The following is a 12872-nucleotide window of genomic DNA, read 5'->3' on the forward strand; positions in this document are numbered from 1 at the left end:
GGGATAAAGAGGTCTCTTTAGGGGTAATCTGAATCATCTTTGCCCAGTCAAAACTGCATTGGTAAAGCGCCTGAATTTCATCTGGACGAATTTGATTGGTGTTAAAGATATCCAGCAATAATAGCTGGGCATAGACCTGATAGATATTATTTAAAGAATAATGTGTACCTTGAATTAAATTTATATTGACGAATGCCTCGTTGTTTTTAAACGCTAGATCATAAAGGGAATGAATAATAATCCATTGTTGTGTAATGGCACTGGTATAAAGCATTTGCTGCTTATAAAGCAGGCCACTCAATTGTTGTAGAGCATAGTATGTTGAAAGCAAACGGGCAGTTTTTAGATGTTTTTTCTGAATAAGTGACAGCAGTGTAAATTTTGTCTGCGATAATTGCTCATCGCTCCGTCGTACAATATCGAGATAGATACAAATAAAGTAACCTCGAATGTTCAAACCTAGTTCAATAATATGCTCGTTACGATCAGAATGAATGAGGCTCTGATTGAAAAAGAATTTTTCGAGGCTTGTTAGAATATTCTCAATATTGGGATGCAAAGCCTGGATTAAATCAAACCTCAAGGTCTCGGTACATTGAAGTTCTGATAATTCAAGTAGGGCATTTAATATGGCACGTGAGGCATCGCCTAGAGGCATGATAGATAAAGAAAGTGCCCAGGTGCTTACAGCATTTACGTTAGGTGCAGCGAAACTCAGGGTTTCTCGCGTCAACTGTCTCGGATGTTGAAAAGCTTCTGTAATTTCTTTATTGGTCATGCCTAAAATATACTCTATAGAGTGGGATTCCCATAAAGGGGAGTTTTATTTTTCTCTCCTGCTATTTCCCGTACCAGCTTTGGAACCAAATAACCAGGTAAACTTGCAAGAACTTCAGTATAGATTTTATCTATTTGATCAGCTTCCAAATCAAAGTGATGTGCCCCCTTTACTTTGTCTAGTACATGTAAATAGTAAGGCATGACGCGTGCATCAAATAAACGGTAACTAAGATCAATGAGTGCCTGTGCTGAATCATTCACACCTTTAAGTAAAACTGCTTGATTGAGTACAGTAATATTTTCAGATACTAAACGAAAAAGTTTACTACAGGTGTGTGCATCAAGCTCTTGAGCATGGTTGGAGTGTACCACTAGAATAATGCGTAGCCTACTGTTTTTTAATAAAGAAATGAGGTCTTCATCAAGTCTTTCAGGGATAACGATAGGAACTCGTGAGTGAATTCTCAGTATTTTAATTTGTTCGAGAGATTCTAGGCGTTCTATCCAGAGTGCCAATTTCCGGTTGGATAAAGTTAATGGATCTCCACCACTTAAAATCACTTCATTGACATCAGGCTGATGTTCTAAATATTGTTTTATATTTAGCCAGTCTTCATTTTTAGGAAGGTTTTCTTGGTATGGAAAATGGCGTCGAAAACAATATCTACAATGTATGGCACATGCACCAGTTAATGTAAGTAAAAATCTGGATTTATACTTATGCAATACTCCGGGAAGCTGGTTGGCTGCTTCCTCACCAAGAGGGTCTGTTACAAAACCTGTATGTTCTTCTAATTCGAGATGATGCGGTAAAACTTGTAATAATAATGGATCAAGTGCATTACCAGATTGCATTTTATTTACAAAAGCCCGGGGTACACGTAATTTGAATTGTTCAGATGCCAGTATGGCACCAGACAAAAGTTGATCCTGAGATAGATCCAGCACATTTAACAGTTCTTGAGGGTCAGTGATCAGGTTGCTGAGCTGAGACTGCCAGTTTTGCTCTTGATATAAATAGTTTATCATGCCACAAGTGAATCATAAGGTGAGTAGGGTTTACAGCCAGTTGACAGTTTGAAATTGTCGAGTCATTAAGACTCATGCTGTAAAACAGGCGAGAAGCTAGACAATACATAGATAATTGTCAAGTCAAACCTTATATGTGCAATTTTGCTACATTGTGAATATTGGATATAAATTACTCATTTTTATCCAGATGCTCACAAATCAAATTATAATTCATTTCTGGATGAATTATTTTACGTTGCTTCAAGATGTCTTGCTCATTTACAATAGAGCGGATTCTGATGCATCGACTGCATTGATAAATGTTTATTGTTTTAATGTAATAGCTGTCGAAAGACTCACTGCATTAATTGATTTAAGTTAGTAAGTTTGGAGTGTGCCAGACATGGCCAATTATTCTACAAATGACTTTAAGCAAGGCTTGAAGGTCATGCTTGATGGCAACCCGTGTTCAATCATGGAAAATGAATACGTAAAACCAGGTAAAGGTCAAGCTTTTAACCGTGTAAAATTACGTAACCTTAAAACAGGTAAAGTTTTAGAAAAAACTTTTAAATCAGGTGATTCTTTGGAAGGTGCTGACATCGTAGAAGTAGAAATGAACTACTTGTATAACGATGGTGAAATGTGGCATTTCATGGATCCAGAAAGCTTTGAACAGATTGCTGCAGACAAAACTGCAATGGGCGATGCAGCGAAATGGTTAAAAGACGATTCAAATGAAACATGTACAATCATGTTGTTCAATGGTGTGCCTTTGACAGTAAGTGCTCCTAACTTCGTGGTATTAAAAATCGTTGAAACTGATCCAGGTGTACGTGGTGATACTTCTGGCGGTGGCGGTAAACCAGCTAAACTTGAAACAGGTGCAGTTGTACGCGTTCCATTATTCGTACAACAAGAAGAAAGCGTTCGTGTAGATACTCGCACAGGCGATTATCTAGAACGTGCATAATGGTCTAAAAATAGACTATTATCGAAGGGATGGTGAAAATCATCCCTTTTTTTATGCCAAAGTATTAGATGAAAATAAAAAGATGAGGAGTAGAGTCATTTGTGATTTAAGTCACATGGAAATGCATTGCGAGTAGATAAGAAAAAGGAACTGCTTTAGTCAATCAAAATGTGAGGTATTAATGGAAAACATTCAGACAAAATCCTCGCCAATATCCAAACTGATATGGGCGATTGTTGCAATTGTAGGGGCTGTATCATTCGGGATACTCGCCGTAAGCAGGGGTGAGCATGTTAACGCTGTCTGGTTAGTTCTTGCGGCTGTGTGTGTTTATAGCATTGCTTATCGTTTCTATAGTTTATTCATAGCAAATAAAGTATTTGGATTAGATTCGCGTCGCCTGACACCTGCCAAACGGCTTGCTGACGGTTTGGACTATGTTCCGACCAATAAATATGTATTATTTGGGCATCATTTCGCTGCAATTGCTGGTGCGGGACCGCTGGTAGGACCTATTTTAGCTGCTCAGATGGGTTATCTGCCTGGTACGATCTGGTTATTAGTCGGTGTGGTGTTGGCAGGAGCGGTGCAGGATTTTCTTGTATTGTTCATTTCCACACGACGTGATGGTAAATCATTGGGTGAAATGGCAAAAGACGAACTCGGTTCTTTTGCTGGTGTGATCGTCATGCTCGGTGCACTTGGTGTGATGGTGATCATTCTTGCTGTTTTGGCACTTGTAGTCGTGAAAGCCTTAACCAATAGTCCATGGGGTGTATTTAGTATTGCAGCTACTATTCCAATTGCACTCTTTATGGGAATTTATATGCGATTTATCCGCCCTGGAAAAATTGCAGAAGTTTCGATTATCGGCTTTGTGTTAATGATGCTTGGTATTGTTTATGGTGGGCATATTGCTCAGGATCCGTACTGGGGACCATTCTTTACCTTAACGGGAACACAATTGACCTGGTGTCTGGTGATCTATGGCTTTATTGCTTCAGTTTTACCAGTATGGCTGTTACTGGCACCACGTGACTATTTGTCTACATTCCTTAAAATAGGGGTGATTGTCGGTTTGGCTATTGGTATTGTCATCGCTATGCCAATGTTGAAAATGCCTTCAGTGACTCATTTTATTGATGGTACAGGTCCGGTATTTGCGGGTTCACTATTCCCATTCCTTTTCATCACGATTGCTTGTGGTGCAATTTCAGGTTTCCATGCTTTAGTATCTTCTGGAACGACACCGAAGCTTGTTGAAAATGAAGTGCATACCCGTATGATTGGTTATGGTGGTATGTTAACAGAATCATTTGTTGGCGTTATGGCAATGATCTGTGCAACAGTACTTGATCCAGGTGTCTATTTTGCAATCAATGCCCCAGCCGCAGTATTGGGAACAACGGTAGAAACTGCGTCTGAAGCAGTTAGAAACCTAGGTTTTGTGGTCACTCCTGAAATGTTGACATTGTTGGCACAGGAAGTCGGTGAGAACACTATTTTATCTCGAACAGGTGGTGCACCAACCTTTGCTATTGGTATGGCACATATCATTTCCGAGATTTTTGATAGTCGTGCGATGATGTCCTTCTGGTATCATTTTGCAATTTTATTTGAAGCATTATTCATTTTAACCGCAGTAGATGCAGGTACTCGTGCTTGCCGTTTTATGGTTCAGGATACGGTTGGTGTTGTAATTCCAGCAGTAAAAGCTTCTCATAATTTCTTTGGTAATATGCTTGGTACACTGGTTTCAGTTTCATTATGGGGCTATTTTGTCTATCAAGGTGTAGTTGATCCGCTTGGTGGTATTAACAGCTTATGGCCGTTATTTGGTATTGGTAACCAGATCTTGGCTGCGATGGCATTGACATTAGGTACTGTCATTTTATTCAAGATGAAAAAAGAAAAATATGTATGGGTAACCATCATCCCGACAATCTTCCTTGTTATTACAGCAATGACAGCAGGCTGGCAAAAGATTTTCCATGAAAACCCTAAAATCGGTTTCTTGGCGCAAGCAAACAAATTTTCCGATGCAATTGCACATGGAGAAATTTTAAAACCTGCGAAATCAATTGCTGAAATGCAAACGATTGTATTATCAAACCAGATCAATGCGGCACTATGTGGCTTCTTTATGATTGTGTTAATCGTGATGATTATTGCTTCATTTGGAGTGGTTCGCCGTGCACTTGCAAGTAAAACACCAACAGTTAAAGAAGCTGAGGCAGTATATGCTGATCCAGATGAAGTGACTGCTGTAAGTAAGCAACATTAAGAGGAAAGTCTGATGGAACTTAAATTTGCAAAAAATGGAAAATCGGTTATTTACAACATTATCAAGATGACAATCAAATCACAAAAACATCTGATTTTGTCTCCTAAAAACTGGTCAAGGATAGCCACACTTTGGCAGCGTTTACAGCAAAGCTTCCGTTTAATGGTTGGGGTTCCTGATTATCAAACTTATCTTGAACATATGAAGTCGCATCATCCTGATCTGACTCCGATGGATCCCAAGACTTTCTACCGTTATTGTGTGGACTCCCGTTATCCAAGTGCGGGTGGGACATTAAAAAAATGTCCTTGCTAAGCAGGTTAAATGCATAAAAGGCGTACTCCGGTACGCCTTTTTATTGCAGGATTAATGTGAACACATGGATATTTTATTTATTTTTAGTATTAAAAAGCCCCTTATAACAAAGAGGCTTTCATCATATTAAAATTAAGGCATACTTGGAATTTCTTCAGGACGCATATCAAAAAGTAGGATTTCTGCATCATTACCCTGACTAAATGACAAGTGACCACCGTCACGAATACGAGCTGCGTCACCTGTATTGAAGGTAGTTCCATTTACATTGATACTGCCTTTGGCAACATGTAAATAAACATAGCGACCTGTAGGAATTGCAAATTCAGCTGTTTCATCACCATTAAAAAGACCAGCATAAATATTAATGTCTTGTTTAATAGATAAAGTTTTTTCACCGCCAGTTGCTGAGATCATCAAATGCAATTTACCCCGTTTATCTTCTGGAGAGATATGTATTTGTTGATAACTTGGGGTGGTATTGGTTTGATTTGGAACAACCCAGATTTGTAAAAAGTGAACATTTTCCTGTGATGAGTGGTTGAATTCACTATGTGCTACACCAGTGCCAGCGCTCATAAGCTGAATGTCGCCAGGGATAATCACGGAACCGGTGCCCATTGAGTCTTTATGTTCAAGTGCACCTTCAAGTACATAGGAAATAATTTCCATATTACGATGAGGATGCGTGCCAAAACCTTTTGAAGGAGCAACAGTATCATCATTGATGACTAACAGATCTGAAAAGCCGACTTGTTTTGGATCCCAGTAATCTGCGAACGAGAAGGTATGACGTGATTGTAACCAACCATGATGTGCAGCGCCACGATCTTGGGATAAACGCATATCAAACATGGTAACTCTCCTTATTAATTTTTTGCTATGGGGCTTAGTTTATCGAAAGTTATATTGATGAATAATCCATGAAAATAGAAAGCTTGGTATGATTTATGGAACGATGTACCATGACAAAAAGCATAGATATATTTTCCAAACAAAATTATTGCCTTGCTTTAGATAAAATAACAAATGAGTCGTTGTAGACGATGAAAAAATGTTGAGTTGGTACAAAATGGGTTAGCCGTAAAATTTTAAGTTATTTTATTTAAATATTTAATAAATAATTTGTTAGTTTTGTTCAGATTAAGTTCTATGTATGTATTTAATCCNCAGAACTTATTGTTTAAAAATTATTGAGAATATATCAATTGATTTGTCCTCAACAGGGTCTTCAAACTTTGTTTGAACGAGATCACGATGTTCTGCTAATTGTATAAAAACTATCGCATTTATATATTGAAATATTTTAGAATTTCAAAAAATACTCAATGCTCTAATCCGCCACCAAGGGATTTATATAGTTCTATTTGATTATTTAATTTAGCCTGTTGCAGAACAAGTAGGTTTTGCTTAGCAGCGTAAGTTGAACGCTCAGAATCCAAAACGGCTAAATAACTGTCTAAACCTGATTTAAATCTATTTTGAGAAAGTTGAAAAGAACGATAAGTTGATTTTACTAAGCGTTCTTGAGCGGAAATCCGATCAGAGATAAACATTTTTGTCGCTAGGGCATCATTAACTTCACGAAATGCGGTTTGAATGGTTTTTTCATACTGTGCAAGAGCTGTCTGCTGTTCAATTTCAGAAATTTTCACACCCGCTTTTCGTGTTCCCCAATCCCAGATAGGCAAATCCAGACTTGGACCAATAGACCAGGAAAAACTTTGAGCATTAAACAGCTCTTTAAGCTGTGTAGATGCAAAACCTGTTGTTGCCGTTAAGGTGATGTTTGGAAACAATCGTGCTTTGGCTACACCGATATTTGCTCCTGCTGCTCTTAGCTGGTATTGGGCAGCTTTTAGATCTGGACGATTATTTAATAAGTCACTTGGTAAACCTGTAGTAAATACTGTTTCATTACTTATGCTGGCAATGCTCTGATCTGAGAGTAGATTTTTTGGAACTTGCTGTCCCACCAGTAGATTTAGTAAATTTTCAGCTTGTAATATTTGTGTTTTGAAATTTGCAACATCGTTACGCGAAGTTTCTAGTAATATTTCACTTTGATGGAGAGGGAGCTCATTGTCTACTCCTGCCTTGAAACGTTTTTTGATCATTTCATAGCTTTGTAACTGAGTTTGGACTGTTTGTTCTGCGAGCTTTAACTGTGCTGATGCAAGTGCATAATTTAACCAAGCATTGGAAACTTGTGCGATAAGACTGATCTGGACTGCATCACGATTATTTTGCGTTGCCAGATACTGATTTAAGGCGGAGTCCTTTAAACTTTTTAATCTTCCCCACAGGTCTAGCTCGTAATCAGTAAATCCTACCCCCACTTGATAGGTAGAATACGGGTTATTCGGATTTTTAAATGAGTCAATTTCTCGAATAACACTTGCACTAACGCCAATATTGGGTAGCTGATCATTTTGAGTAATCTGGTATTGTTGTTGAGCTTTTTGAATATTGAGTACTGCTGTACGAAGATCACGATTATTGTCTAGAGCAAGTTGAATCACTTGTAATAGTCGCTGATCAGAGATAAATGTTTTATAGCTTTGTTGAGCTATGGATTGCCCATTTGTTGAAGAGTAAAAACTTAGGGGGATATTTGCATGCTCTGCTGGCTCAGGGCTTTGCAAATTGACACAAGCAGATAATACAAAAGGCAAAGTAAAAAACGAAAGGGTGTTTTTAACAAGATTAATATTGGACATATGATCACCTTATTTTTCATCATTTTATTTACATAAGTGAGTGCTAAGCCGGAAATGTGATGGCTCACAGATTAGGTCGTAAGCCATCCATATGATTAGTCATTAAATTGTTGAAGCTCTTTATAGCGTTTGGTTTGAGATAGTGTTCCGTGATCTCTTGCCAAAAAGCTATAAATGGTCGGTAAAACAAATAATGTGAATATTGTTCCAATAATCATGCCGCAAACGATCACTAAACCTAAGCCGAATCGGCTTTTTGCACCTGCACCCGCTGCAAATAATAGAGGGATCAAGCCAAAAACCATCGCCGCAGTTGTCATGAGAATAGGGCGTAATCGGATTTGTGCAGCTTCAAGTATGGCATCCAGACGATTCAGGTTTTTATGTACCTGTAACTCATTTGCAAATTCAACCATTAATATCCCGTGCTTACTGATCAAACCAATCAAAGTGACCAAACCGATCTGGGTATAGATGTTGATACTGGATAACCCAAATGCAAGTGGAATCAAAGCCCCACAAATAGACAATGGAACCGTAATTAAAATAATCAGAGGATCAATCGTACTTTCATATTGTGCAGCGAGAACCAGATAAATCATGATTAATGCTGCAATAAATGCAAAGACTAAAGTATTACCTTCGTGGGTGAATTGTCGTGCATCAGCTTGCCAGTCGTAGCTAAATCCATTTGGCAGTTCTCTTACAATATTCTCTAGATAATCAACTGCTTGTCCAATCGAAACGCCTGGTGCGGGAATCGCCTGAAAAGTGGAGGAGTTTTGTTGGTTAAACTGGGTAAGATAATTAGGCTCAACAGCGATACTTGAGTCAACAACAGTAGAGAGCGGAATCAAGTCACCTTTTTCAGTTTTGACAAATTGTTGTGCCAACATTTCCGGGCTTAAACGTTGTTCTTTGATACTCTGTGGGATTACATCGTATGAACGTCCTTCATAAGAATAACGGTTAATATAATTTTCTCCGACCAGTGTTGAAATAGAATCCGCGATATCCTGCATGCGAATGCCCAAGCTATTGGCTTTTTCTCGATTGACCTTGATTTTTAAAACGGGATTGTTATAGTCCAGATCACTATCTACAACGACAAAAAGTCCACTTTCACGTGCTTTTTGTTTGATGCTTTCCATTTGTTGGTAAACACTGTTGTGATCCTGAGCACTACGTAGCACCATTTGTACTGGTAAGCCACCTGTTGAACCAGGTAAAGCAGGCAGTTGAAAAGCAAAAACATTATTACCTTCTACCTCAGATACTTTACTTTGGAGCTCCTGTTGCACACTATCTGCTGATTTTGCACGATTCTCCCAACGTTTTAAGTTGGTTCCTCCAAAACTGTTTGCAGGGCCATCCGTACCATTAATAATCCATGACACCTCAGTTTCAGGAATACTCCAGAAAATCTGATCCAGTTTTAAATTGAATTTTTCAGCATAATTTAGATTGGCATACTGAGGCGATTTGATTGAAGTAAAAACAATTGCCTGATCTTCAGTTGGAGATAGTTCTTTTTGTGGAAGCCAGTATAAAAATGGCAGACTGATCAATACGGTTACAGCAAAAACAATAGTAATCCAGCGATGATGTAGACTAAATCCTAGAACTTTACGATAAACAGTTGTGAGTTTATGAAAAAAGTTTTCTGACAGGCGCGCCATTCTTCCTTCATTTATTTTCGAATCGAGTAAGAAAGAACTCATTACAGGAGAAAGTGTTAAGGCAATAATTCCTGACACGATGACTGAACCTGCTAAGGTAAATGCAAATTCTTTAAATAAGGAACCAGTAAGTCCACCCATTAAACCAATCGGAGCATAGACTGCCGCCAGAGTAATGGTCATGGCAATTACAGGGCCTGCTACTTCACGAGCACCTATTAAAGCGGCTTGAACAGGGGATTTTCCTTCTTCAATATGACGATGTACATTTTCAACGACAACGATAGCATCATCGACCACCAAACCAATGGCAAGAACCATCGCCAGTAGTGTGAGTAAGTTAATACTGAATCCACAAAGCATCATGATAGCCGTAGCACCCATCAATGATAATGGAATGGTGACTATGGGAATAATGACACTGCGAAATGAGCCTAAGCAGAGATAGATCACCAAAATAACAATGACCAAGGCTTCAGCAAAAGTATGGATTACCTCATTAATAGAGGCATCAATAAAACGTGCAGTTTCATAGGCTAGGTCAACTGTCGTGCCTGGAGGGAGGGTCTTTTTAATTTCAGGTAAGAATTTCTTGATACCATCAATTATAACTAGGGGATTTCCTTTTGGGGTCGCTTGTAAACCCAGGAATACTGCAGGTTGCCCATTCATGGTCGCACTGGTTTCTAAAGAGGCAGCTCCAAGCTCCACAGTGGCGACATCTTTAAGTTGAATAAGATTATCACCATCATTTCGTATGACCAGATTTTTAAAATCACTCACACTAATGAGATCAGTGGACACATTGATATTGGAAACAATATATTCACCTTTCATTTTACCTGGTGCGGCTTGATAATTATTTTTACGAATGGCATCGGCAATATCATTTGCGGTAATTCCACGACCAGCCATACGATTGGTATCTAGCCAGATTCTCATGGATAAGCGCTGCCCACCATAAGTCTGGACTTTTGCAACGCCCTCGATCGTTGTCAGCATAGGTTCAACGACACGGGATAAATAATCCGTCAGTTCAGCGATATTTTTTTTATCCTGAGTTGAAAAACCGATATAAGCAACATCCGTTGACTCACCAGAGGATCTTTCAATCACAGGGTCATAGGCTTTTTCAGGCAACTTATAACGAACCTGATTTACCTTTGCCATGACCTCAGTCAATGCCTGGGTTGAATCACTATTCAACTCCATCCGTATGGTGATGGTACTCCGGCCTTGAACTGTTGAAGAGGAGATATAATCAATCCCTTCCACAGATGAAACAGATTGAGAAATAGGTTGGGTGACAAATCCCTGCATCAATTCGGCGCTCGCACCTGGGTATTCTGTCGTGATGGTAATACTTGAACTTTCAAGAAGAGGATATTGCCTGACGGGTAAATTATTAAAAGCAAAAAGACCAAACAAGAAAATCAAGGTGCTTACAACCATCGATAATACAGGTCTTTTAACAAATAAGTCTGTAAATCTCATTACTTCATCTCCTGTTGGTCAGGAGTTGGTGATTTTGCTAGAGTGTCCTGTTTTACGATGGCAATCGGGGCGCCGTCACTCAGTTTTATTTGCCCAGAAGTGACCACTTGATCAGTTGGTTTTAGACCTGAGACTTCAACCATGCCATTATTTCTTTCGCCTGTTGTGACTTTTACTCGCTGAGCAATCAGTTGATTTTGTTTTTGTATGGCGATGTAAACGCTTTCCCCATAGGCAGTGTAAGTTACTGCTGTTTCCGGGATCAGTTGTACTTGAGTCGGTGATTCTTCTTTTAATATGATATTGGCGAACATGCCTGCTTTTAATTTACTTTGAAAATTATCTAACTGGGCTTGAATCTGAACAGTCCTTGATTTTGAAATGAGAGGATCAATCGCTGTTACGCGGGCATTAAATTTTTCGTCAGGAAAGGCATCAAACTGTGTTAGCAGGATTTGACCGATTTTGATGCTAGGTGCAACACGTTCATCCAGATTGAAATTGACTAATAGATGCTGTGTATCGACCAGATTTACGATAGGTTCTCCAACTTTCAAGTATTGACCTTGATGTACATGACGAATACCGATATGCCCAGAAAAAGGTGCCTTGATATTTTTTTGCAAAATACGGGCCTTTAACTCTTGAATTTGTCCTAAAGTCATATCGCGATTTGCCAAAGCATTATCAGCCTCTTCTTTAGACACAGCATTTATTTTGACCAGATCACTGGCTCTCTGATAAACAGCTTCATTGAGTTTAAGTTTGGCTCGGAGTTGTGCTAATTCACCTTGTTCCGTTTCATCATTGAGTTGAATCAATAACTGACCAGCATGAACAAATTGACCTGATTGAAAATAAATTGAACGGACTTGTCCTGCAATTTCAGAAGCAACCTGAACCTGTTTTGCAGCTTCTAATTCACCAACTGCTGTTAAGACATGGTTTTGAGATGTTTCAACAACTTTAGCTAATGCAACTTTTGCAGGAGGGTAGGCTGTAGGCTGCGATGATTTATTGAGCAGTTTATACGCTAGATATGTAAAAACTAAAATTACAGCAATAATTCCTAATAAAGTAATGAGTTTTCTTTTCATGCGATAAATTCCATATGATGCTGTATCTGTTTTTTCAACGCGCTACAAATAGACGTGGCGAGCAATCCTCCGATTAAAGATAGATGGCCAAGAGTGCTATACATAATCGTTAGTACTGGTGAGTCGTGCGTGTTCGGGAAAGCAAAGGAAAAAATAATATTCAGAATTAATGAAATACTCAGTAGAGCAGCTCCTAACCAAAGAGCTTTATCAAATAAAATGAGAAATGAGCTAAATAAGAAAATGGCAGCACTGCTATAGCTAAAAAACCATTCTGGAGATAATCCAAGTGATCCCATTGCCTTGAAACTGTTTTCAACAAGAAGTAACTTCATGAAACCAGAAAAGATAAACACAATAGCAACAAGGCTTCTGGCGACTGTCCAAGTTCTATCTATTGATAATACTTTTAAAATCATTGTGTGCATGGTCTGATATCCTTATGAATAACTAGACTATAAACTGGAAAAATACATAGCTAGCTAAATAATTATAATTCTAAAAGCTCAAGTTAACTTT

General features: G+C 38.6%; 9 protein-coding genes and 1 pseudogene. 3 read left to right on the plus strand and 7 right to left on the minus strand.

Annotation, left to right across the window (positions count from 1 at the left end; genetic code table 11):
* Both KPC_RS11805 and epmB read right to left on the minus strand, forming a co-directional pair.
* Positions 1-778: pseudogene (locus KPC_RS11805) on the minus strand (GTPase); the annotation flags it as partial.
* Positions 779-792: 14 nt separating this feature from the next.
* Positions 793-1809, minus strand: a complete 1017-nt coding sequence (epmB, locus tag KPC_RS11810; protein WP_121974577.1) for an EF-P beta-lysylation protein EpmB — start codon at positions 1807-1809, stop codon at positions 793-795.
* 385 nt (positions 1810-2194) lie between these two features.
* On the opposite strand from epmB, the gene efp reads away from it, so the two are divergent.
* From efp to KPC_RS11825, 3 genes are all read left to right on the plus strand, one after another.
* On the plus strand, positions 2195-2764 hold the full coding sequence (gene efp / locus KPC_RS11815; protein WP_121974578.1) for an elongation factor P: 570 nt from the start codon (positions 2195-2197) through the stop codon (positions 2762-2764).
* 181 nt (positions 2765-2945) lie between these two features.
* A complete protein-coding gene (locus tag KPC_RS11820) occupies positions 2946-5048 on the plus strand; it encodes a carbon starvation CstA family protein (RefSeq protein WP_121974579.1) in 2103 nt (700 codons plus the stop codon).
* Positions 5049-5057: 9 nt separating this feature from the next.
* Positions 5058-5363: a YbdD/YjiX family protein gene (locus KPC_RS11825; RefSeq protein WP_171334481.1), complete on the plus strand. Its 306-nt coding sequence runs from the start codon at positions 5058-5060 to the stop codon at positions 5361-5363.
* A gap of 132 nt (positions 5364-5495) precedes the next feature.
* Here KPC_RS11825 and KPC_RS11830 read toward each other — a convergent pair whose 3' ends face one another.
* From KPC_RS11830 to KPC_RS11850, 5 genes are all read right to left on the minus strand, one after another.
* Positions 5496-6218 (minus strand): pirin family protein, encoded by a 723-nt coding sequence (locus KPC_RS11830; RefSeq protein WP_121974581.1) that lies wholly within the window; start codon positions 6216-6218, stop codon positions 5496-5498.
* Positions 6219-6688: 470 nt separating this feature from the next.
* Positions 6689-8083, minus strand: a complete 1395-nt coding sequence (adeC, locus tag KPC_RS11835) for an AdeC/AdeK/OprM family multidrug efflux complex outer membrane factor (protein ID WP_121974582.1) — start codon at positions 8081-8083, stop codon at positions 6689-6691.
* 95 nt (positions 8084-8178) lie between these two features.
* Entirely contained in the window at positions 8179-11256 is a 3078-nt protein-coding gene (locus KPC_RS11840) for a MexW/MexI family multidrug efflux RND transporter permease subunit (protein ID WP_121974583.1), read from the minus strand.
* The gene (locus tag KPC_RS11845; protein WP_121974584.1) at positions 11256-12353 is read right to left on the minus strand and encodes an efflux RND transporter periplasmic adaptor subunit; all 1098 of its coding nucleotides are present in this window, start codon (positions 12351-12353) and stop codon (positions 11256-11258) included. Before KPC_RS11845 ends, KPC_RS11840 begins: the two co-directional genes overlap by 1 nt.
* Positions 12350-12781 carry a DoxX family protein gene (locus KPC_RS11850; protein ID WP_121974585.1) on the minus strand — a complete coding sequence of 144 codons (432 nt, stop codon included), beginning with the start codon at positions 12779-12781 and terminating at the stop codon, positions 12350-12352. Before KPC_RS11850 ends, KPC_RS11845 begins: the two co-directional genes overlap by 4 nt.
* Positions 12782-12872: the final 91 nt, after the last annotated feature.

This window comes from Acinetobacter stercoris, from assembly GCF_900323515.1.
In the GTDB taxonomy this organism is placed as follows: Bacteria; Pseudomonadota; Gammaproteobacteria; order Pseudomonadales; family Moraxellaceae; genus Acinetobacter; species Acinetobacter stercoris.

What these genes read in the sequence shown, in the direction of transcription:
- epmB (WP_121974577.1), bottom strand. Translation starts at nt 1,809, where the DNA reads ATGATAAACTATTTATATCAAGAGCAAAACTGGCAGTCTCAGCTCAGC.
- efp (WP_121974578.1), top strand. Translation starts at nt 2,195, where the DNA reads ATGGCCAATTATTCTACAAATGACTTTAAGCAAGGCTTGAAGGTCATG.
- KPC_RS11820 (WP_121974579.1), top strand. Translation starts at nt 2,946, where the DNA reads ATGGAAAACATTCAGACAAAATCCTCGCCAATATCCAAACTGATATGG.
- KPC_RS11830 (WP_121974581.1), bottom strand. Translation starts at nt 6,218, where the DNA reads ATGTTTGATATGCGTTTATCCCAAGATCGTGGCGCTGCACATCATGGT.
- adeC (WP_121974582.1), bottom strand. Translation starts at nt 8,083, where the DNA reads ATGTCCAATATTAATCTTGTTAAAAACACCCTTTCGTTTTTTACTTTG.
- KPC_RS11840 (WP_121974583.1), bottom strand. Translation starts at nt 11,256, where the DNA reads ATGAGATTTACAGACTTATTTGTTAAAAGACCTGTATTATCGATGGTT.
- KPC_RS11845 (WP_121974584.1), bottom strand. Translation starts at nt 12,353, where the DNA reads ATGAAAAGAAAACTCATTACTTTATTAGGAATTATTGCTGTAATTTTA.
- KPC_RS11850 (WP_121974585.1), bottom strand. Translation starts at nt 12,781, where the DNA reads ATGCACACAATGATTTTAAAAGTATTATCAATAGATAGAACTTGGACA.